Annotated in this window: 19 protein-coding genes; 7 read left to right on the forward strand and 12 right to left on the reverse strand. The window is 58.0% G+C overall.

The features are described 5' to 3' along the window. Positions 1–158 precede the first annotated feature (158 nt). Positions 159–3,524, forward strand: coding sequence for a S41 family peptidase (locus tag P9875_RS08770; protein WP_278318140.1), 3,366 nt, complete (start codon positions 159–161; stop codon positions 3,522–3,524). A gap of 5 nt (positions 3,525–3,529) precedes the next feature. On the opposite strand, the gene P9875_RS08775 is transcribed toward P9875_RS08770, so the two are convergent. The 5 genes from P9875_RS08775 to prpR all read right to left on the reverse strand — a co-directional run bounded on the left by P9875_RS08775 (position 3,530) and on the right by prpR (position 8,862). Beyond that, a complete protein-coding gene (locus P9875_RS08775; RefSeq protein ID WP_278318141.1) occupies positions 3,530–4,249 on the reverse strand; it encodes a LytR/AlgR family response regulator transcription factor in 720 nt (239 codons plus the stop codon). Further along, positions 4,246–5,295: a sensor histidine kinase gene (locus P9875_RS08780; RefSeq protein ID WP_278318142.1), complete on the reverse strand. Its 1,050-nt coding sequence runs from the start codon at positions 5,293–5,295 to the stop codon at positions 4,246–4,248. The genes P9875_RS08775 and P9875_RS08780 overlap by 4 nt, the downstream gene beginning before the upstream one ends. A gap of 3 nt (positions 5,296–5,298) precedes the next feature. Beyond that, the gene (locus P9875_RS08785; RefSeq protein WP_176390388.1) at positions 5,299–6,171 is read right to left on the reverse strand and encodes an alpha/beta fold hydrolase; all 873 of its coding nucleotides are present in this window, start codon (positions 6,169–6,171) and stop codon (positions 5,299–5,301) included. A 90-nt stretch (positions 6,172–6,261) separates the two neighbouring features. After that, the gene (locus P9875_RS08790) at positions 6,262–7,206 is read right to left on the reverse strand and encodes a phytanoyl-CoA dioxygenase family protein (RefSeq protein ID WP_278318143.1); all 945 of its coding nucleotides are present in this window, start codon (positions 7,204–7,206) and stop codon (positions 6,262–6,264) included. Between the two features lie 24 nt (positions 7,207–7,230). Then, positions 7,231–8,862: a propionate catabolism operon regulatory protein PrpR gene (prpR, locus tag P9875_RS08795; protein WP_278318144.1), complete on the reverse strand. Its 1,632-nt coding sequence runs from the start codon at positions 8,860–8,862 to the stop codon at positions 7,231–7,233. Positions 8,863–9,073: 211 nt separating this feature from the next. On the opposite strand from prpR, the gene P9875_RS08800 reads away from it, so the two are divergent. Next, complete coding sequence (locus P9875_RS08800) at positions 9,074–12,736, forward strand: sensor domain-containing protein (RefSeq protein WP_278318145.1); 3,663 nt, start codon at positions 9,074–9,076, stop codon at positions 12,734–12,736. Here P9875_RS08800 and xth read toward each other — a convergent pair. Both xth and P9875_RS08810 read right to left on the reverse strand, forming a co-directional pair. Beyond that, on the reverse strand, positions 12,733–13,497 hold the full coding sequence (gene xth / locus P9875_RS08805; protein WP_278318146.1) for an exodeoxyribonuclease III: 765 nt from the start codon (positions 13,495–13,497) through the stop codon (positions 12,733–12,735). The genes P9875_RS08800 and xth overlap by 4 nt on opposite strands. 65 nt (positions 13,498–13,562) lie before the next feature. Beyond that, on the reverse strand, positions 13,563–13,781 hold the full coding sequence (locus P9875_RS08810; RefSeq protein ID WP_278318147.1) for a helix-turn-helix domain-containing protein: 219 nt from the start codon (positions 13,779–13,781) through the stop codon (positions 13,563–13,565). Between the two features lie 199 nt (positions 13,782–13,980). Between P9875_RS08810 and P9875_RS08815 the strand changes: the two genes are divergently transcribed. The 4 genes from P9875_RS08815 (at position 13,981) to P9875_RS08830 (ending at position 17,170) form a co-directional block, all read left to right on the forward strand. Next, positions 13,981–14,721 carry an abortive infection family protein gene (locus P9875_RS08815; protein ID WP_278318148.1) on the forward strand — a complete coding sequence of 247 codons (741 nt, stop codon included), beginning with the start codon at positions 13,981–13,983 and terminating at the stop codon, positions 14,719–14,721. 177 nt (positions 14,722–14,898) lie between these two features. Continuing rightward, positions 14,899–15,489 carry a hypothetical protein gene (locus tag P9875_RS08820; RefSeq protein ID WP_278318149.1) on the forward strand — a complete coding sequence of 197 codons (591 nt, stop codon included), beginning with the start codon at positions 14,899–14,901 and terminating at the stop codon, positions 15,487–15,489. Positions 15,490–15,769: 280 nt separating this feature from the next. Further along, on the forward strand, positions 15,770–15,994 hold the full coding sequence (locus P9875_RS08825) for a hypothetical protein (RefSeq protein WP_278318150.1): 225 nt from the start codon (positions 15,770–15,772) through the stop codon (positions 15,992–15,994). Positions 15,995–16,171: 177 nt separating this feature from the next. Continuing rightward, positions 16,172–17,170 (forward strand): FRG domain-containing protein, encoded by a 999-nt coding sequence (locus P9875_RS08830; protein ID WP_278318151.1) that lies wholly within the window; start codon positions 16,172–16,174, stop codon positions 17,168–17,170. Between the two features lie 129 nt (positions 17,171–17,299). On the opposite strand, the gene P9875_RS08835 is transcribed toward P9875_RS08830, so the two are convergent. Both P9875_RS08835 and P9875_RS08840 read right to left on the reverse strand, forming a co-directional pair. Beyond that, on the reverse strand, positions 17,300–17,866 hold the full coding sequence (locus P9875_RS08835; protein WP_278318152.1) for a recombinase family protein: 567 nt from the start codon (positions 17,864–17,866) through the stop codon (positions 17,300–17,302). A 136-nt stretch (positions 17,867–18,002) separates the two neighbouring features. Further along, entirely contained in the window at positions 18,003–18,185 is a 183-nt protein-coding gene (locus P9875_RS08840; protein ID WP_278318805.1) for a helix-turn-helix domain-containing protein, read from the reverse strand. A gap of 489 nt (positions 18,186–18,674) precedes the next feature. Between P9875_RS08840 and P9875_RS08845 the strand changes: the two genes are divergently transcribed. Next, positions 18,675–19,313 (forward strand): hypothetical protein, encoded by a 639-nt coding sequence (locus tag P9875_RS08845; RefSeq protein ID WP_278318153.1) that lies wholly within the window; start codon positions 18,675–18,677, stop codon positions 19,311–19,313. A 34-nt stretch (positions 19,314–19,347) separates the two neighbouring features. Here the strand turns inward: P9875_RS08845 and P9875_RS08850 are convergent, their stop codons facing one another. The 3 genes from P9875_RS08850 to P9875_RS08860 all read right to left on the reverse strand — a co-directional run bounded on the left by P9875_RS08850 (position 19,348) and on the right by P9875_RS08860 (position 21,818). Further along, the gene (locus P9875_RS08850; protein WP_278318154.1) at positions 19,348–20,040 is read right to left on the reverse strand and encodes a hypothetical protein; all 693 of its coding nucleotides are present in this window, start codon (positions 20,038–20,040) and stop codon (positions 19,348–19,350) included. A gap of 153 nt (positions 20,041–20,193) precedes the next feature. Continuing rightward, positions 20,194–21,462: a primase-helicase family protein gene (locus tag P9875_RS08855; RefSeq protein WP_278318155.1), complete on the reverse strand. Its 1,269-nt coding sequence runs from the start codon at positions 21,460–21,462 to the stop codon at positions 20,194–20,196. A gap of 122 nt (positions 21,463–21,584) precedes the next feature. Further along, on the reverse strand, positions 21,585–21,818 hold the full coding sequence (locus tag P9875_RS08860) for a hypothetical protein (protein WP_278318156.1): 234 nt from the start codon (positions 21,816–21,818) through the stop codon (positions 21,585–21,587). Between the last annotated feature and the right edge of the window lie 181 nt (positions 21,819–21,999).

Below are 21,999 nucleotides of genomic sequence, written 5' to 3' on the forward strand. Positions count from 1 at the left end.
GATCAAAAACCCGCCCACGCAAGTGGCGCGGGTTTTTTTCGTTTTTATGGGCAATAAAGAAGGTTTTAAGAAGGTTTTCTTTGGTCATAGTTATGCCAGAATTGCTATCCGGTATCGACATGGTGTCCATACCGCCTGACCGCCATCTGGATGTCCACATGAAAATTTCCCGTACTCTCGCCTTCCTGTTGTTTTCCGCCGGCTTGCTGGGTAACGCCGCCGCTGCCGCTGTTGCCGCCGTGCCTGCCGGCAGCTATTTTCGCTTTCCCGCCGTGCGCGGCGATACCGTCGTCTTCACGGCCGAAGGCGATTTGTGGAAAAGCAATCTGCGCGGTGGCGCGGCGCAGCGCCTGACCACGCATCCCGGCTATGAAACGAACGCGGCGATTTCGCGCGACGGCCAGTGGATTGCCTTTTCCGCCGCCTATGAAGGGGCGCAGGAAGCGTATGTGATGCCGCTGGCTGGCGGCTTGCCGCGCCGTATTTCGTATGACAATGGCGGCGTGTTGGTGCTGGGCTGGACGGCGCAGGGCGAGGTGCTGGTCAGCACGCAAAATACGGATGGCCCCGCTTCGCGCCGCATCGTCGCCGCCATCGATCCCGTGAAACAGACGCGGCGCGTGTTTCCCGTCGCTGACGCCAACGACGCCGTGCTCGACGACTCTGGCAAGACGCTGTTCTTCACGCGTTTCGGCCTGGCCATGACCAACGACAATGTGCGCAACTACCGGGGCGGCGCGCATGCGACCCTGTGGCGCTATGACCTCGATGGCAAGGGCGAGGCCGTGCGCATGCATGCGGAGCCTGCTGTGTTGGCTGGCAACAACAAGCGCCCCATGTGGTGGCAAGGCAGAGTCTATTACATCAGCGACGAGGGCGGCAGCGACAATCTGTGGAGCATGCTGCCGGACGGCTCCGACCGCCGCGCGTTGACGAGCCACACGCAGTGGGACGTGCGCAATGCGCAGCTGGGCGACGGCAAGATCGTGTATCAACTGGGTGCGGACCTGCAGGTGCTGGACCTGGCGGCAGGGACGGAGTCATCGCCATTGCCGATCAGCCTCGTGTCCGACTTCGACCAGCAGCGCGCGCGCCAGATCCGCTCGCCACTGGACACCCTCTCCAATGTGCAGGTGTCGGGCAAGGATGAGCGCATCATCCTCACCGCCCGCGGCAAGGTCAGCATCGCCGGCACGGGCAGTTTGCGCCGAGTCGATATCGCCATTCCCGAAGGGGCGCGGGCGCGCGACGCCGTCTTTTCCAGCGACGAGAAATCCGTCTTCGCCATCGTCGACACGAGCGGCGAGAATGAGATCTGGAAGTACGCCGCCGATGGTTCGGGCAAGGGCGAGCAGCTGACGACGCAGGGAGATAATCATCGCTGGAAACTGTATCCATCGCCGGACGGGCGCTGGCTGGCGCACACGGACAAAAAGGGCCGTTTCTGGCTGCTGGACCTGGCGACCAGGGGCAACCAGCTGATCGACGATGCGGGCAAGGCCGGCGTGGACAAGCATGACGAAGTGCAATGGTCGCCCGACAGCCATAACCTGGCCATCGTGCGCGTGGCCAGCAACGAGCAGCGCGAGCAGATCGGCTTGTACAACCTCGCATCGAAGCAGCTGCAATTCGTCACCAGCGACCGTTATACGTCCGGTTCACCCGTGTTTTCGCCCGACGGCAAGTGGTTGTATTTCATGTCGGCGCGCAATTTCCAGCTGGCCAACGGCTCGCCGTGGGGTGATCGCAACATGGGCCCCGTGTTCGACAAGCGCATCGGCGTATATGCGCTGGCGCTGCAGCCGGGCAACCGTTTCCCGTTCCAGCCCGACGACGAGCTGAGCCGTCCGGGAGTGAAACCGGCCGAAACGGATGGTGAAAAGGCGGCCGAACAGGCGGCGGAAAAAGCATTGGAAAAGGCCGGCGGCAAGGGCGCCGTGAAAAAGGCGCCAGCCGCCTTGCCTGCCATCGTCAGCCAGGGCCTGGCCGAGCGCCTGTATGAAGTGCCGCTGGCGGCGGGCAATTACAGCGCGCTGGCCGCTGACGACAAGCGCCTGTATTTCCTGGAACGGGAAAGTGGCGAGAACAAGTCCAGCCTGAAGACCTTGGCGATTGGCAATACCGGCTCCAAGCCGGAACTGCTGGTGGCCAATGTGCGCGAATTCGACCTGGCGCAGGATAAAAAGCATCTGTATTACCGTACTGCGGCCGCCACCGGCCCGGGCGAGATGCTGGTGATCGAGTCGGGCGCCAAGCTGCCGGCGGACCTGTCGAAGGCCAAGGTCAAGGTCGACGACTGGACGTTCGTGTCGAATCCGCGCCTGGAATGGAAGCAGATGTTCAACGATGCGTGGCGTTTGCACCGCGACTTCCTGTACGACGCGAAGATGCGCGGCGTGAACTGGAAGGCGGCGCGCGACAAATACGCGCCGCTGGTCGAGCGGGTCACGGACCGTGCCGAACTCAATGATGTACTCGGCATGATGGTGGCCGAAGTGGGCGCCCTGCATTCGCAGATCCGTCCCGGCGAATTGCGCCGCACGGAGCAGGAAGGCACGCCGGCGGGCCTCGGCGCCGTGCTGGCGCGCACCGGCGAGGGCTACCGGGTCGAACATGTCTACCGCAGCGAAGCGGAATTGCCCTCGGCGCGCGCGCCGCTGTCGCGCCCCGAAGTGGATGTGAAGGCGGGCGACGTGATCACGGCCGTCAACGGCAAGGACGTGCTGGCCGCGCGCGACATCAGCGATTTGCTGCTGAACCAGGCCGACAAGCAGGTGCTGCTGCAGGTCAAACGGAGTAATGGAAAAGGGGGCGCGCCGCGCGCCGTCATCGTCACGCCCGTGAACATGGCGAAACAGACGGCGCTGCGCTATGGCGACTGGGAACTGAGCCGCGCCGAGCAGGTGGCGGCCGCCTCGCAGGGACGCATCGGCTACCTGCATTTGCGCGCCATGGGCGCCAATGACATCGCCTCGTTCGCGCGCGATTTTTACGCCAACATCAACCGCGAAGGCTTGATCATCGACGTGCGGCGCAATAACGGCGGCAATATCGACAGCTGGATCATTGAAAAGCTGCTGCGCAAGGCCTGGGCCTACTGGGCGCCGCCTGGCGTGCAGCCGTCGTCGAACATGCAGAACACCTTCCGCGGCCATTTGGTGGTGCTGGTCGATGAACTCACGTATTCCGATGGCGAGACTTTCGCCGCCGGCATCAAGGCATTGAAACTGGCGCCGCTGGTGGGCAAGCGCACGGCCGGCGCCGGCGTCTGGCTCAGCGACAATACGCGCCTGGCCGACAATGGCATGGCGCGCGTGGCGGAAAACGGCCAGTTCGGCATCGACGGCCAGTGGCTGATCGAAGGCGTGGGCGTGGTGCCGGACGTCGAGGTGGAAAACCCGCCGCACGCCACCTTCAATGGCGCCGACCGCCAGCTGGAAGTGGCGCTCGACATGCTGGCGAAAAAGCTCAAGGAGCAGCCGCGCCCCGCTTTCCAGGCGCAGCCGATTCCCGCGCTGAAATAGTTCCGCTACAGGCCGCAGGCGGCCTTGAACTGCTGCGCGCGGCGGCGCGACACCTCGACCACGCTGCCGTCCTGCAGGTGCAGGGCTAGGCCATCGGCGGCATTTGGCGCCAGCCGCGCCACCTGTGCCAGGTTGACGATCTGGCGCCGGTTGGCGCGCAGGAACAGGGCAGGATCGAGCTTTTCTTCCAGCTGGTTCAGGGTGCGCAGCATCAGCGGACGCTCTGCACCGAAATGCACGCGCGTGTAGTTGCCTTCCGATTCCAGCAGGCGGATATCGTCAAACGCCACGAACCAGCAGCGTTCCCCGTCCTTGATGAAGACCTTGCGCGGCGCGGGCGGCGGCACGGCTTGCGCCCGCGCACCGGCACGCGCCAGCGCCGTGGCCAGGCGCGCCGCCTGCACGGGTTTTTGCAGGTAGTCGAGGGCGCTGACCTCGAACGCCTGCAGCGCGTACTGGTCGAAGGCCGTGCAAAAGATGACGTCGGGCGCATCATCGAGCGCGGCCAGCAGGTCGAAGCCGGAGCCGCCCGGCATCTGCACGTCGAGCAGCAGCAGGTCGGGGCGCAGCTTGCCGATCTGCGCGACGGCGTCGGCCGCGCTGGCCGCCTCGCCCACGATCTCCACGACGCCTTGCTGCACATGCGGCGCCAGCAGCCGCCGCAGCTCGGCGCGCGCCAGGCGCTCGTCATCGACCAGCATTACCTTCAGCGGCGATCCGTTCATGCCGGCTCCGGCAAGTCGATGGTGGCATATACCCAGCCCGCCTGCTGGCGCAGTTCCAGGCTGGCGCGCTCGCCGCAGGCCAGTTGCAGGCGCTGGCGCGCATTGCGCAGGCCGATGCCGGTGGAGCCGGATGCGCCGCGCAGCTCACCCGTATTGGCCACCTCGATCCGCAGCATGTCCGTGTCGGCGCCGCGGCGCGCCGCGATGCGGATGTCGCCGCCCTCGGCGCTCGCTTCGACGCCGTATTTGACGGCGTTTTCCACCAGCGTTTGCAGGGCCATGGGCGGCACGCGCGCGTGCTCCAGGCCGGGGAGAATGTCGAAGCTGACGCGCAGGCGTTCCTCGAAGCGACTCTGTTCGATGGCCAGGTAGGCGCGCACGGCGTCCAGTTCTGCCGCCAGCGGCACCGTGGCGTGCTGGCTGGACTGCAGCGCGTGGCGCATCAGGCCGGCCAGCTGGTCGATCATGTGCGCGGCCGCTTCGCGGTCTTCGAAGATCAGTGCGCGCACGCTATTGAGGCTGTTGAAGAAGAAATGCGGATTGACTTGCGCCTGCAGGGCGCGCAACTGGGCGTCCTTGGCCAGCACTTCCAGGCGCAGCGCCTCGGCCTCGAAGCGGCTGGCGCGGCGCAGCGACAGCGCGGTGAAGTAGAACACCGTCCAGGTCAGGAATACCCCGAACCAGAACAGCAGGGCGCCGGGCAGCCAGGCGATGCCGCGAATGGTGTGCGGCGGATACATGACGTGGAAGGCGCTCGCCACGCTGGCCGTCTGGATGGCGGCCAGCACGATCAGCGACGGCACGATGCGTGTCCAGCGCAGACCTTTCGCCGCCCAGCCGCGCCGCTGCAGGACGCCATGCCACAGGTGCGACAGCAGCAGCCCGCCCAGCGAGCCCCAGCCGGCAATCGTCACGACGGTGCGCAGCTGCGTGGAGCCGCCATACACGCTGTTGAACAGGGTGAGCGCGCCCCAGCCGGCCAGCTGGAAGGTCCAGTACCAGTTGATCCTGGCCAGCAGCGGCGGCCGTTGCAAGGGCGTGTTCACTGCCTAGTCCAGGAACTGTTCGATGCGCGCATGCATCCAGTCCGGCTGGTCGTACATGATGAAGTGGCGCGCCGTGTCGGCCAGCGCGACTTGTACGCCGGGCAGCTGTGCATACTGCTGCTGGAAGGTAGCCTCGATGGCGGCGCGCGGCGCAAAGTCCTTGTAGGCGATCCAGGTGCCCAGCACCAGGGTCGGCGATTTGATTTTCGCCACGTCCTGGCGCAGGTCGCTGGCCATCAGGGTGCCCATGGCCTTGATCACCGTCTCGCGGTCCGAGCGCTGGCCCCAGCCGATGATGCGTTCCACGTCGGCCGGCGCGCTGGCCATGCTGGTCACGGCGCGGCGCTGGCTGGCGGCGTAGGTGGCGCCATCCTGCGCGCGCATGGCCGATTGCATCTGCGTCGCCATGGCTTGCAGCTGGGGCGGCGTGATGGAGGGCAGTTGCGTCGCGCCCAGCGCCGGCAGCGAGTCGACGATCACCAGCTTGCCCGTTTGCGCCGGATGGTCGATGGCCATTTTCAGGGCCAGGAAGCCGCCCAGACTATGTCCGATGATGGCCGGCTGGCCCAGTTTTTGGGTGCCGATGTAGTCGGCCAGTTGCTGCTCCGCCTGCGCCAGCAAGTCGCCTTCGATGGGCGCCGCGCCGGCAAAGCCGGCCAGTGTCAGCACGTGGCATTGGCGTGCGGCTTGTGGGCCGCACAGGCGCGCCACCGTGCCTTGCCACACTTCGCCGGACGACGCCAGGCCGGGAATCAGGATCAGCGGCCGGCCTTGTCCGGTGACTTCGACCGTGAAGGCCTTGGGGGCGGCGGCCTGGCTGGCGCCTGCCGCCAGCAGGGCACTAGATAAGATCAAGGTTTGCAGTGTTCGTTTCATGGGGTACTCCTCCTTGACGACCATGCTAGCGGCACAGGCGTGCGGCTGCCAGCGCCGCGGGATGAACGGCGGCAGGGCGGGATGAGCGGTTCATATCCACACATCCTGGTCCTGGCAATGGTCGGGAAGGTAGGTCAGGTACTGCACCATGCGCGGCGCCGGGCCGTGGTTGGGCGTTGCGCAGTGGGGCAGCGCCTGGTGCCAGATGATGAAATCGCCGGCCATGCCTTCGACGGGCACGGGCCGCAAATTGTCGACGGCCCATTCGCGCGGCTGGCGGCCCGGCGGCACTTGCCGCAGCCAGCCGGCCATGTGGTGCTGGAAGCCGGGCACGCAGTGAAAGGCGCCGTGCTGCGCCGGACAGTCGCTCAGGTACAGCATGCCTTGCAGCTTGAAGGGAATCGGCAGTTGCAGGCTGACGTCCCAGTGCAGGGCGCTGCCAGGGAAGCTGTGCTGCGGCGTTTGCGGCGGATTGAAGCTGACCTTGTCGATGCTGGCGTAGATGCCGGTGCCAGTGCCAGTGCCGATGCCGGTGTCATATAGCTGCTGACAGGCGTGGCGGATGTGCGCATTGTGGCGGTTTTCCTCGAGGGCCGGATGGTCGGAAAACTGCAGCATCAGGCCCCGCTTGCCCGGGTGCGGCCGGTACCACGACGCGGCATCATCGGGACTGGCGTCCAGATAGTCCCAGATGGCTGCCCGGGCTGCCTCGCACTGCGCGCGTGGCACGGCGCCGCGCAGCACCAGATAGCCGTGCTCCTCGAAATGGCGCAGCTCGGCGGCGGACAGCACGTCCTGGTGCGCGCTGGCGGCGTGCGCCGGGCGCACGCGCGTGCGGCCAGCCAGCCACGCCTGGAAAGCTTCCAGGGTAGGGCGCTGCTGGAACAGGAACTGCATGGCGTCTTCCATGGAAATGCCGCGCGCGTACAGCGCCTTGATGTCCTGGTGGTCGCGCGCCAGTCCCTGGTTGCCGGTCGCGCCAGCGTGTCCCGTGCAGCGTTGCCATAATTCGTGCAAGTGAGGCCAGTCGTCCATGGTGTTTTGGGTATGGTTGAAAAATCAGCCGCTGCGCAGGCGGCGCCACAGGGTGGTGCGGCTGATGCCGAGGTAGTGGGCGGCGGCATCGCGGCGTCCGCCGAAGCGCGCCAGCACGGCGCTGGCGCTTTCGTCTTCCGGGCGCGGCGCGGCGGTCACAGCTGCGGCGGCCGGCGCCAGCGGCAGTGCCGTGCCGGCAGCGTTGCCCAGTTCCGGCGCCACGCCCAGCACGAAGGCGGGGGTGAGCGCCTGCAGCGGTTCGGCGGCCAGGAACAGGGCCAGGCGCTCGGCCAGGTTGCGCAGTTCGCGCACGTTGCCGGGCCAGTCGTAGCGGCGCAGCAGCGGCGCGCAAGCCTGGATTTCCGCATGCAGGTTGGGGTGCGGACGGGCACCCAGCGCGGCCAGCGCGTTTTTCAGCGACCACTCGGCGAGGCCAGGAATGTCGCTGGCGCGTTCGCGCAAGGCGGGCAAATGCAGGCGCAGCACGGCCAGGCGGTAGAACAGGTCGGCGCGGAAGCGGCCTTCGCGGATGCGTTGCTCCAGGTCGCAATGCGTGGCGCTGATGATGCGCACATTGATGGCGATGGGCCGCGTGCCGCCCACGCGCACCACTTCGCGCTCTTCCAGCACGCGCAGCAGGCGCGTTTGCAGGGCCAGCGGCATTTCGCCGATTTCGTCGAGGAACAGGGTGCCGTGGTTGGCCGCTTCGAACAGGCCCGCATGGCCGCCCCGGCGCGCGCCCGTGAAGGCGCCGTCCTCGTGGCCGAACAGTTCCGATTCCAGCAAGGACTCGGCGATGGCACCGCAATTGATGGCGATGAAGGGGCGGTTTGCGCCCAGGCTGCGCGGGCTTTCGCGGTGGATCGCCTGCGCCACCAGTTCCTTGCCGCTGCCCGTTTCGCCCTGGATCAGCACCGTCGCCGGCGAGCGGGCATACAGCACCACCGACTGGCGCAGCGCTTCCATCGCTTCCGATTCGCCGCGCAGATCGTGCAGGCCGTGGCGCGCGCGCAGGGTGTCGGCCACCACCGCGCGGCGTCCCCGGGTCGATTCGATCTGCGTCAGGCGCGCCAGTTCCAGCGCGTCGTCGAAGGCGCGCCGGATGGCCGTGGCCGAATACACGAAGACGGCGGCCAGTCCGGCCTCTTCGGCCAGGTCGGTGACGAGCCCCGCGCCGACGACGGCCTTGACGCCGGCCGCCTTGAGTTCATTGATCTGCGCGCGCGCGTCTTCCTCGGTGGCGTAGGTGCGCTGCGCGATCTGGAAGCCGAAGGTGGCGGCAAATTCGGCCAGTTCCGGCATCGGGTCCTGGTAGGTGACGACGCCGATGTGCGGCGAGATGCGCCGCGCGCGCGCCAGCGCCTGCATCACGTCGTAGCCGCTGGCCTTGGCGATGATGACGGGGACCGACAGCCGGCCTTTCAGGTAGGCGCCGTTGGAACCGGCCGCGATGACGGCGTCGCAGCGCTCGGTGGCCATGCGTTCGCGGATGTGGCGCACGGCGTCGTCGAAACCGAGGTTGATCGGTTCGATCGTCGCCAGGTCGTCGTATTCGAGCGTGATGTCGCGGAACAGGTCGAACAGCCGCGAGACGGAGACGGTCCAGATGACGGGTTTGTCGCGGTGGTCGAGCGGAGGTTGGGGAGGGCGGCGCATGCTTTATTCTAAACGATTTGTTTCATTTTCTTGCCATGCAACGCCGTTGCAACGATCGTGTTGCAAGTGGTCTGTGGCGTTTCAGATATTGCCAATAAGGAATATGAAAAAACCCGTGGAAACTGGTTTATGATCTAGCAGCACCATGATGCTTGGAAGAATATTTTCCCAAGCGCATGTTTATCTCGTCCCTAACCGTCCCATGGTGTCCATGAACCGCGTCCCCACCAGTCCCGATTTCATTGCCGATGCCTTGCAGCTGATCGCCTTGCCGGCCTGTGCCTGCGATGCCTGCGGCATGGTGGTGGCGGCGAATGGCGCCTTGCAGGCCTTGCTGGGCACAGATATTTCGGGGCGCTTGCTGACCGATTGCTTTACGGACGCCTATCGCGCGTCGAGCACGAGCATGCTGCGCGGCGCGCTCGGTGCGGCCGGACGCGAGCGGCAGTGGGACAGCAGCCTGCAAGGGGTATCGGGCGCCATCGCCGTGCAGGTCTGGTCCAGGCCGCTTCTGGTGGACGATGGCTTGCCCGGTGCGACCCTCGTGTTTGCCGACATCCGCGTGCAGCAGCGCGACCAGCAAGCCTTGCGCAAGACCTTGCTCGAGCAGCAGGCCATCCTGGAAAGCGCGGCCGTCGGCATCGTCTTTTCCAAGGGCGGCTTCATCGAGGAGTGCAATATCCGCGCCGCCGAGATGCTCGGCTATGCGCGCCACCAGCTGACGGGCATGCCGGGCGCGGTGCTGTACCGCTCCGCCGAGCATTGCCGCGCCCTGGGGCTGGAAGCGGCGCCGCTGCTCTCGAAGGGCAAGCCATACCGCACCGAGCTGGAATTGCGGCGCCAGGATGGCACGCTGTTCTGGAGCCGGCTGCACGGGCGCGCCGTCGATCCCCTCAATACGCATGACGGCACGGTCTGGATCATCGAAGACATCAGCGACCACCGGCGCGATGAAGACCAGCTGCGCCGCGCCATGCTGGAAATGCAGGCCGTGATGGATAACGCGCCGCTGGCCATCGGCTTCCAGCGCGACAAGGGCGTGCTGCGCTACAACCGGCGCTTCGCCGAATGCTTCGGCTTTGACGGCGACAGCGGTGTGGGCATGGCCGTCGCCGACCTGTATCCGTCGCGCGCGGCATATGACAATGTCGTGCGGCAGGCTTCGCCCCTGCTGCGGCGTGGCTTGCCGTTCCAGGGCGAGATGGAGATGCGCCGGCGCGACGGCTCCACGTTCTGGGCGCTGGCGTATGGCTATGTGCTCAATCCCGAGAGCCAGACGGATCGCGGCTTGCGCGACACGATCTGGCTGTTCGACGACCGCAGCGCGCAAAAGGCGGCCGAGGAGGCGACGCGCCAGCTGATGCTGGAGCAGCAGGCCATTCTCGACAATGCCTCCGTCGGCATCCTGTTTTCGCGTTCGCGCCTGATCCTGCGCTGCAATCCCCGCTTTGCCGAAATGTTCGGCTACGCGCAGGAAGAGATGACGGGCCTGCCCGCCGCCGAGCTGTTTCCTTCGCCCGCCGCCTACGAGGCGTTTGGCGTGCAAGCGACGCCGCTGCTGGGGCAGGGCTTGCCGTACGAGCAGGATGAATCGCTGTTCCGCCGCCGCGACGGCAGCCTGTTCTGGTGCCGCATCCGCGCCAAGGCCGTCGACCAGACGCACAGCGAGCAGGGCGCCATCTGGATCCTGGAAGACATCACGGCCAGCCGCCAGGCGCAGATGGAGGTGGCGGCCATCATGACGAATGCCTCGGTGAGCATCCTGTACACCAAGAACCGCCAGATCACGCGCTATAACCTGGGCTTTGCCGCGATGTTCGGCTACAGCGGCGACGAGGCGCTGGGCTTGCCCGGGCGTGCGCTGTATGTGTCGCAGCAATCGTACGAGTTGCTGGGTGCGGCGGCCTTTCCCTTCCTGTCCGTGGCCAAGCCCTTCCAGACGGAAGTGGAAATGATGCGCCGCGACGGCACGACCTTGTGGGCGCAGCTGATCGCCTATGTCGTCAATCCCGACGATCCCGCCGCCGGCACCATCTGGATCATCGAAGACCGTACGGAAGCCAAGCGCGCCGAAGAATCCCTGCGCAACGCGCTGCTGGAAAACCAGGCCATCCTCGACAGCGCCGTGCTGGGCATCTCGGTGATAGAGGGCGGCTACAATTTGCGCGCCAACAGCAAGATGGAAGAGCTGTTCGGTTATGGACCGGGCGAGATCAACGGCCTGTCGGTGCAGGCCCTGTACCCGGGCGTGGCCGCGTGGAAGGCGGCGCGCGGCGAGACGGCGCGCGATTTCGATGCGGGACGCGTGCACATGTCGGAATACCAGCTGGTGCGCAAGGATGGCAGCCGCTTCTGGGCGCGCCTGTCCGGCCGGCCGTTCGACCTGGCGCATGCGCATGGCCGTTCCGTGTGGCTGGTCGACGACGTCACGGCGCGCCGCGAGGCGGCCGAGGCGGTGCGCCGCGCGCGCGACGAACTGGAATTGCGCGTGCAGGAACGCACGGCCGAACTGGCCGGCGCCAACCTGCTGCTGCAGGGCGAGATCGCCGAGCGGCGCCAGGCCGAGGCGCGCGTGCATCACATGGCTTACCACGACAACCTGACGGGCTTGCCGAACCGCGCGCTGCTGTCGGACCGGCTGGAGCGGGCCATGCTGGCCGCGCAGCGCTCCGGGCGCAAGCTGGCCGTGATGTTCATCGACCTCGATCGTTTTAAAACCATCAACGATTCGCTGGGCCACATGACGGGCGATTTGCTGCTCAAGGAAGTGGCCGCCCGGCTGTGCGGCGCCGTGCGCGCCAGCGACACGGTGGCGCGCCTGGGCGGCGATGAATTCGTCGTGCTGGTGCCGGGCATCCGTGGCAGCGACGAGGCGGCGCGCGTGGCCGAGAAGGTCATCGAGGCGCTGACGCCCGCCTTTCCGCTCGACGGCCACGTGCTGCACGTGACGCCGTCGATCGGCATCTGCCTGTATCCGGACGATGGCGGCGACGTCGACGCGCTGATGCGCCATGCCGATGCGGCCATGTATCACGCCAAGGGCAATGGCCGCAACAACTACCAGTTCTTCACGCAGACGATGAACCAGGCGGCGGCCCTGCATTTTGATCTGGAAAGCAGCTTGCGCACGGCACTGGCGCTGCAGCAGTTCGAGCTGTTTTACCAGCCGATCATCGATATCGCCACGCGCCGGCTGCACGGCATGGAAGTGCTGCTGCGCTGGCGCCGCCCCGGCCACGGCCTGGTGCTGCCGGACCGCTTCATTCCCATCATGGAGGAAAACGGCTTGATCGTGCCGGTGGGCGAGTGGGTGATGCGCCAGGCGTGCGAGCAAAGCATGGCCTGGCAGCGCCAGGGCTTGCAGCCGGTGCCACTGGCGGTGAATCTGTCGCCGCGCCAGTTCATGCACAAGGGGCTGGTGGCGGCCATCGGCGCCGTGGTGCGGGAAACGGGCATCGATCCGGCGCTGCTGGAATTCGAGATCACCGAGACGGCGCTGATGCAGCACGGCGAGCATACGCTGGAGATTTTGCGCCAGATCAATGGCATGGGCTTGCGCCTGTCGATCGACGACTTCGGCACCGGCTATTCCAGCCTGGCCTATCTAAAGCGCTTCCCCGTGAAAAAGGTCAAGATCGACCGCGCCTTCATCAAGGACCTCGAACATAGCGCGGAAGACCGCGCCATCGTGGCGGCCATCATCGCGCTGGCCGACAGCCTGCAATTGTCGGCCGTGGCCGAGGGCGTGGAGACGGAAGAACAGTTCGCCCTGCTGCAGGCGAACGGCTGCCGCTATGCGCAGGGCTATCTGTTTTCCGCGCCAGTGCCTGCCGTGAACGCGCAGGCCTTGCTGGAGCGAATAGCTATTAGTTAATCAATCGTCGCCACGACAGGCGCATGGTCGGACGGCTGTTCCCACTTGCGGGGCACGCGGTCGATGACGCAGGCCGTGCAGCGGCCGGCGAGGGCGGGCGAGAGCAGGATATGGTCGATGCGCAGGCCCTTGTTCAGGCGGAAGCCCAGCTGGCGGTAATCCCACCAGCTGAACGATTTGTCGGCCTGCTCGAACAGGCGGAAGGCGTCCGTCAGGCCGATGTCGAACAGGCGCTGCAAGGCGGCGCGTTCCTTGTCCGAGACCAGCACCTGGCCGGCCCAGGCGACGGGATCGTGCACGTCGCGGTCGTCGGGCGCGATATTGTAGTCGCCGACGACGGCCAGTTGCGGGTGCTGCTGCGCTTCTTCGGCCAGCCAGTCGTGCAGGGCGGCCAGCCAGCCCAGCTTGTATTCGTATTTGTCCGAATCGACGCTCTGGCCGTTCGGCACATAGGCGCAGACGACGCGCACGCCACCGATGGTGGCGGCCAGGATGCGCTGCTGCGCATCTTCATAGCGCGGGTTGTTCTTGACCACGTCGGTGATCGGCAGCTTCGACAGGATGGCCACACCGTTGTACGTTTTCTGGCCGCTGAAGACCACCTGGTAGCCGGCCGCCTCGATCTCGGCGATGGGGAACTTGTCATCCGTCAGCTTGGTCTCTTGCAGGCAGAGTATGTCGACCGGGTTGTCTGTCAGCCACTGCAGCACTTGCGGCAGGCGCACTTTGAGCGAGTTGACGTTCCAGGTGGCTATCTTCATTTAATCAGTTCTTTCCTATGAGAGTTCGGTGGCATTTATAGTATGTATCACGTCCAGCTACCTATCTAGCTACCTATTTGCGACATGCTGCCGAGAGAGTATATGCTGGCAGTGGTGATGCGTGCAGAGCCGGGGCCGAGAACCTTCTTTTCCAGCTTTCCGGTATCCGCCCAGCGATTTACGGTGGAGCGGGAAATCCTGAGAGTTTCCATTGTCTCTGCAATGGTGTGGTACATCGGCAGTGTAGGGTGTTGCGAGTGGTGCAGGGTGTTCTGTGTGGACATGTTACCTCCTAGATGCTAGTTGAAATTCTCCTTGTAGAGTAGTACGGGCGTGACTAACCCGCAGTCGATTTTACGACCATGCGCGCATTCTACTGTGCAGATGTGCTCGGTTGCAAGGGGTGATAGGGGTAGTTGTTCACGGGATCTCGCATATACTTGGGGAAATACCGTTGGTACAACGACATGACAGGATATTGCTATGTACGGTCGGCAGGAGCAGCTTGAAAATTTACAAAACGTACTGATTGCGCGAGCTACTGGCGGCGCAGACTTGCAAGACGAAGCAGAGTACGCCCGGCTTCGTACCTCGCTTCTGGCGGATGCAAAGATTGCCACCATGTTACCGTCGTGGGTTAGGACGACAAGGACGCTTGACCAGTTCTGGCCGTTCATCAAACACAAGTTCCCTAGCTATGCAGAGCGGCGACAGTACATCTGGGCTGAGTTCCGGCCTGTGTTCGATCTTTTGGAAGGTGTTGGGGCTTCGCCATCGGATGCTGGTGTCACACAGGCCATTGCGAAATTCGACGGGGCGCACATCCAAGCGGCATGGCACAAGGCGTTGGAGCGCCGCACGACCGATCCAGAAGGAGCGATAACGAGTGCTAGGACTCTTCTAGAGTCGGTATGCAAGCATATTTTAGATGCATCCGGCACGCCGTACGACGATTCACCGGACATGAACAAGCTCTACCGCCAGACAGCGGAACGGCTCAACATTGCACCAACTCAGCACACGGAACAGGTGTTCAAGCAAATCTTGGGCGGATGTACGTCGGTGGTGGAAGGGTTGGGCGCTCTACGGAATCGGCTTAGCGATTCGCATGGCAAGGGTAAGGCTGCGGTGAAGCCTGCGCCACGACATGCAGAGCTTGCGGTCAATCTGGCCGGGGCCTTGGCAATGTACTTGCTCGCCACTTGGGAAGCTAAAAGTCACTAGGCTGAAAAACCTAAAAATTTAAGGTCGAATGCGATCGTTCGTAGGATATGGCGATACCTTGCTTCTGGCGTTCCCTATGTGTCTCGTAGTTTGCACGGCACTTGTATCTGCCGCAAAGTAGCAAAGGGATTCCGTTGGAGTCAGTATAAGTAGACTTTGGGCAGAACTGGAGGAGGGATGAGCAACAAGGACAGCACGTATGGCGTTAAGCACAAGGGTAAGGTGATCGGGGAGATTCCTAAAACGGGTAACACTAAAGCTGATTCTGCTGCGGCATTGCAGATGTTGAAAGACAAAGGATTATATGTGCCGACAACGCCGTTTCAAGCGATGTTCAGACAGGCACAATCATTCTGTACGACTGCCAGTTACCTATACAAAAAAGACTTGCAGGCGCAGCCAATAAATCAACATAGCATCGTTCCGTTTGTAGTCAATGCCGCATTTGCTATTGAGGTGTATTTAAAGGCGCTTTCCTCAGTGCACAATCAAAAGCTACACGGACACAAATTGCTTGAATTGTTCGATAAATTACCTCCCAAAGCGACTGCGGAAATTGAGGCGCAAAGCGCTGATGCGGCTGCTGGACATAAGGTTGAGTCAGGGAGATCGTTCCGAGACTGCCTACATGCGGTGAACAATGCATTTGTTGACTGGCGATACTTGTACGAGAAGGAATCAGCAGATGAAATTCGCATTAATGAGGTTATCTTCTTGCTAGACGCTTTACATCATGCATGTAGTGCTCACGATCCGCTAATGCCATAGTCAAGGATGTCTGTTGTGGCCTAAGGTGGCAAAAATAAAAAATGAGCAAGCGCGAATTCGGTACTGAACAGGTAGCTCGTTTCAAAAAGGCCCGGACTAGCCTTTTTTAAAATATCTGTGGGCGTCATTGCTGGCGCTGGTGGCATCTTGGTTTATCTGCTTAGCAAAGTGCATGGCGAGGTCTCTACGTCGTTTGGCTTGGCAGTGACAGCTGGCATGTTTGCAGGTAAAGTACTTTGATTGCAGAGTTTCGCGAGGTCAGAGGTCAGGTGAAAAGCGATTGGAAGTTCTTTCTAAACGAACTGTTTTGGAAGCGCTGGTAGATAAGCATGTGGCAGGAAGTAATTTCAAGGCCGAGAAAAATATTAAAACTGCGTTGGTGGCAAGCGACGGGAGGCTTGATGCGATGACTCCATATGACACGGGTATCGCCGCCGAGGCTTTTGAAAAATGCGAAGCAAGAGGAGTGATGGTGCCCTCTTTGCTTGACCATCAACCTGCGTGAGCGAACATGAGATAAAGTCCGTCAAAAAAACGGGCTTTTTTTCAGTTACTTTGACATTGGACCGCAAGCACCTTGACTTGCCAGATGCTAGCGTTTGAATAAGCTTAGATTTTGGCCTCGCGGAACGGAATTCTGCCTCACTGGTCTTGAGTAGAAACCTTCTAGGAGTGAATTACGTTGGATGATATTAAACTGATTAAAGTTACTTCCCTTGGTGAGTACGTTACGGAAGTGTCGAAGCTAAATGCTGCGGAAGAGGACAGTGCATGGTTCAGAGGGCATTCGTCGGCAACCCATCTTCTTGTGCCAAGTGTATTGAGAGACATCGTGCCGTATATGAATCAGTATTTCGAAAAGTTGAGAGGCACTGAATATTTGATGGCGAGTGGTTACAGCCTCACCGGCATTAATCCAGAGCGTATGTTGGCAGATTTTAAGCGCAAAGCATTGCCTTTCTTGGATTACGCTCCTAAAAATGACTTTGAATGGCTTTTCTTGATGCAGCATCACGGCGTCCCTACTCGGCTTTTAGATTGGACCACCAATGCGCTTGTGGCACTTTATTTTGCCGTGACCTCTGTGCCGTCCCTTAAGGCACCCGATTTGGAAGATTTGCCAAAAGAAACGGGAAGCTTGAATGAGTTGGATGAAAATTCCGTGGCAGTCATAGCTATGAATCCGAATAAGGTGAATCAAACCATACACGGAGATGAAATAGACGAGGTAGTTGATGTCGCGAGCGACTTCGATTACTGGCGCCCCTACAGCGCTCCGATGAGCTTGCGTCCTACCGACTACGATACAAATTTCCCGATATGTATTTCTGCGCCTCAAATTTCTCCACGAATACGAGCGCAATCGGGCCTGTTCACAATTCATGGGAGAGATGTCCGTGGCCTCGACCATTTCACCGTAATTAGGCCGCTCCTTACCAAAATACTGATCCCTTATGAGCATGCACGTGTAATACGCAAGGAATTGCGCCAGTTTGGCATTACTGAATCGTTTATTTATCCAAGTCTTGAAAGCGTATCGAGAGATGTCCTTGCTGATGAAATCCTTCGTCATAGCTGGGATGAGAAGAGATATCACCGTGAACTTGACTCAGAGGAAAGCATTAAAGCAGCCTCAAAAACTGTAGTGAAGCGGAAGGTGAGGAAAGCAGCTAAGAAATAGACGATTCGAATGATGAAACCGCGAGGTTGCCCCTTTGGCGAGGTCACTGGGGGCGTTCCTATGAGGTGCAAAGAGCTGTTGCCACCGTCTACATGCATCAGTAGTTTGTGTTTGCAGCTCCTATCAGGCCTAGGCTGCAGCCTTGAGGATACGATAGACACTTGCGATACCGATTGAACAAGCATCTGCAATTTCTTGCTTCGTCAATCCCTTACTGTGCAGCGCCAATACTTTTGTGGACTTAGCTTGTGCTGTCGGTGCGCGACCTAAGTACTTGCCGGCTTCCTTAGCTGCAGCTATTCCTACCTTCTGGCGCTCTAGCATGTTCTCACGCTCAAACTGAGCGATGCTGCCGAACAGGTTGAAGGTGAGTCGTCCTTGTGGTGTACTTGTGTCTATACCCATATCCAGGATTTGGATGGAGGCGCCAGCTGCCGTCACAGCAGCTTCGATCTCAATCATGTGAATCATCGAGCGTGCTATACGTGAAAGACTAGTGAATACTAGTACATCGTTCTTCTTGAGCTTTGCAAGTACCTTGGCGAACTCAACACGGTCAGTCATCTTTACGCTGCTGATCTTCTCTTGGTAGATCGTTTGATTGGTACAACCTGCGGCCAGCAGTTGTACAACCTGATCGGCCAATCCGGCTACCTGTTCAACAGTCGATGTTCTTGCGTATCCGTACGTAGTCATGTCAGTGCAATCCAACTTTAGATTCTAGAAGTAGTGATAATATCACTGGACTCTAGAGTGAACAAGCGAATTGATAGACTTTTCAGTGGCGCTGGCTGTCACTCTCTGAACCCTGCCCATTTGATAGATATTGGGGCTACTTGCGCAACATTTCCCAGAGTTCCATGCCAACTGCCTCTGATAGGCGCTCCATGTTGTCAACCGAAATGTTTCGCTCGCCACGTTCAACTTGGCCGATGTAAGTGCGATGTAGCCCTGCATACTCTGCTAGCGCTTCCTGTGAAAGCTTCCTTTCTTCTCGTGCACGGCGAAGCACCATTCCAAAACGTACTCTGGCTGGCTGCGGGTTGGGCGAAGGTAAGGAGGGTTTTTGCACAACTAGATCGTGCAGTTTTGATGACTTTGGGTCTACAGAGTTTAAGTAGCTATGTTACGATTAGGCATGAAAGTAATGCCATCGAGTGTCTGTAGCACTTAAAAGGTTCACTGTGCAGCGTAGTTGATTTTCAAATCCCTTGAAGTAGTTGCATGTGGCTTCGCATAATCAGAACTTTTCCATATATTGCTGGCGCTTGCCGAGAATAATTCGACCATGCCTATATTGTAGTTATTGATTTAGCAGTCGATAGTATTGTTATTTATTTGAAAAATTAAATGAAAGGTAATTGTGAGGAAAATTAGTTCATCTTCAAATATTGTCACAGCGTTAGCCGTCCTTTCCGTACAGTTTCTCTTACCTGTTGCGCACGCGGATGGTGAGATTGATGTTGCTGGACTTAAGGCGTGCGGTAGCATATATGGCTCCACAATGGCAACGAAAACCTTGCAAATGCCATTAAAGGATAGTGAGGTGGAGGTTGAGATAGGTCAAAGTATTATTTATACTTATAATATCTCTATAATGAATGGGGTTGAAAGTAAGAAGTTCGCTTTTGATAAAGAAATAAAATTTTCTGGATCTGCATTGGGAGCTAAATTTGATGTTGTTGTTCAGCCTAACTCTACAGTTCTGAGTGAGAAACAGACGAAATATAATCCAAGCGAGTATACTTTCAAGTACGAAAAAGATGCGTCACCAAGTGAGGGATTCTTTAAGCAGGCTCTACATATTTATCTGGATTTGCCGAGTGGGAATGTTTATGCTAAGGCAAGTAATTTTGGTGATCCTATTAAGATAGGACTGGCATCAATAACGACATCTGAAAAATGTCTGAAAAGAAGTGTGGATTCATTTAGAAAGGAATTAGTTTATTCAGGGGTCTCCAATGGATCAATTTCAGTATTGTATCGTGAATTTTATGATGACATGGCAAGACCAGCATTTTCGCAGGAGCTTCGCTATGACTTGAAGGACGGGGATGAGATAGGCTATAAGGGTTCTCGCTTCAAGGTAATTAAGGCTAGTAATACTGGCTTAAAGTACAAAGTTTTGAAATCCCTTGATTGATATGAAAAATGTTCCTATTGTGGAATTAACTTTTTCAATTTCCCATCTGATTCAATTGTGACGTCTTCTTCTTCTTCTTCTTTCTTTGTTTTGCAGATTGAAACCCGGCAGCTTCCCATTCCTTCCTAGGTGCTGTCTTATGGCTCCACTCGGAATGGGTCGCTTGCCATTCCTTGATTAAATGAAGGGGATAGGTAACTTCCTGGCCATCTGGCGTACGTGCTATGTAGTTTATTGGCAGTCCATTTCGAGTGGCTCGACAATAGCTATTTAGCTTTGTAAATCCAGATTGGTGACACCAAAGAATACCTAATTTATTGTACAGTTTAATATTCTCATAAGTGGGCCACACTGAAAAAACAATGATTTGAGATAGTGGTGGCAATTTTCGCTGTTGTTCACTGTGTTTGTATGCGCTGTTATTCCATGAATGCAGTTGTTCAAGCCATGGAACTGTTTGACCACGGGTGCGGTAGGGGTTGTTTTTTGCATCGTGTAGTGCCTTATCTGCCTGAAACTTTGTTTTATGGGAGTTTAAGCCGGATGTTTTAAATTCAACCATGCAATCTAATGGATCATACGGTATGAAGTCAATCTTAGCCTTGAAGGGCTGGCCTGATTGGTCGTGTAGCTCTGCATTAATGAATTCATAGTTTCCTGGCCGACGGTAGCCGAGAGGTTCGAAGAATTTTGCTGCTATAGATTCTGCTTTAGAGTCGTAATTCATAATTTCCATTGTAAAAGTTGTTGGAGTACTTCACTGCAAGAAGCGATGCACTTCGTATTAAGTAATAAGCTCATGCTTGATCGGAACGGGCAGAACTTTAATGTAAGTCATTGATTTTTAATGATTATTTCAGTACTTATGGTCGGAACATAGTCAGAACGTAGCCGTAACATGGTCGGAATAACGCTGCTTTACTTCGTACAGTTCCATGCCAATTTGGTAGTAAACGCTTTTCGGGCCAGTATCAAAACGCACTTTTTTATTCTCAAAACCAAGTTCACGTAATAGGTGAGGTAGTTGGTGAGGATTTGGTTTCCCCAGCGCCTCCGAGTCAAAGGCATTGTTTACATCCTTTGTGGTAAAGACTTTATTGTCTATCGTCCATTCCTTTAGGAATTTTGTATATATATTTTCTGATAGTCCAATCATCTGCAGCAAATTTTCACTTTGAGCTATATACTTAGGATTGAATCCGTCGAGCGAATAATCCATAAACCAATTGTAAACCTTATCAAGTGAGCCATCCAGCGCCAGCCAATCTGCAAGTTCTTTAATGAAAGACTGAGTTTCTTCTTTATTGAATCGATGTACCAGAGGTGCAGGACTCCACCATCGTCTTTCATTCGCATCAAGGCGTAAAGGTCGACTATCGTTACTTGCGAGAATAAATCGTGTATAGGTGTTTGTCATGCCACCTTGTAAGCCTTTCCGTTCAGTGTAGGCCCTCTCTTCAGATAGCATTGATTTCAGCTTGGTCTGCGTGTCGTCACTGCCAGCAGCTGGATCGTCTAAAAGAACTAAGAGATTATCTTCGAGTATAGTAGAAAATTGTCCTAAAACTTTCTGAAAACTATTTACTACGCTTGTGTGATGTAGCAGAGGGTGAAGAATTGATTCTATTAAGAAACCTTTCCCTGTTCCGACGTCTGAAATTAGAAGGATATGCCAGCTTGGCCGTTCGTTTGGTTGTTGGAATGTGTGGGCGATCCATTGCACAAATATATGCCGTTCGGCATCGTCCGGGATTAGGCGAATTAGATATTCAAGGAATAAGGGAGATACTTGTTTGCTATCGATGGAAGGTTCGTAAGATTTATATGTATTTACGAAATTGCATCCTGTTTTTGGTTCTTTGTAGATGGGCAAACCTTTTGGTACGAACTTAGTTCCTATGACATGTGGTAATGTTGAGATAATGTATGGTAAGTTTCGCTCATCACACACTTTATCATTACTGCGAAGCCAATCCGTCATGTCATTATTAATATACGACAGTGGGAGTGTGGTGCCATTAAAGCAGTTATATAATTGTGTGGTATTGCTCGATGAGTTATCAATTTTGCAAAAACCGCGCTCTTTCAATGATTTCGAGTACTCTATAAGCGTTGCTTTATTAGTGGGTGATAGTTCGTTTTTCTGCATACTTAATTGTCTCCAAAGCGGCAAGGCTCATATTGATGATTGTTGAAATGTTAGTGTTTTTTTCTTTTGCTAAATAATATAATCTCGCCCAAATAGTGGGTTTGAGATACATGTAGCGACGTTCAAGTTGCATTGACATGCTTGACTTCCTTGAAAAATTTTTCCACTCGAATGAAGTTGGCAAGGCGTGGCTTATTCCATGGAAGACCTGTCGGCGTCGTGAAGCCTGCCTCGTTTAGTGCTTCTGACAGGCTGCGAAGAGTGGATACTGGTCGTAGCTTGAAGATGTACGCTAATACTTCTGAATAGTAAGTATCTGGTTGGTGTTTGCCACCGAATGAAATGCGAAAGGCCATAGGTAGTGCTCCTAAGTGAAAAAGGCAAGTGATAAGATATTTGTGGGATTAACTGCGGGAGGGGGGGCGATGCATGTAGCTGGCACTACTGTCTCAGCTACTGCGTAGTATAGCATATTCGACAACATATGTCAATAGCTGATCACACTATCTTCTGTATGTCAAGTCGTAATTTTTGATT

This window comes from Janthinobacterium rivuli (assembly GCF_029690045.1).
Classification (GTDB): domain Bacteria; phylum Pseudomonadota; class Gammaproteobacteria; order Burkholderiales; family Burkholderiaceae_D; genus Janthinobacterium; species Janthinobacterium rivuli.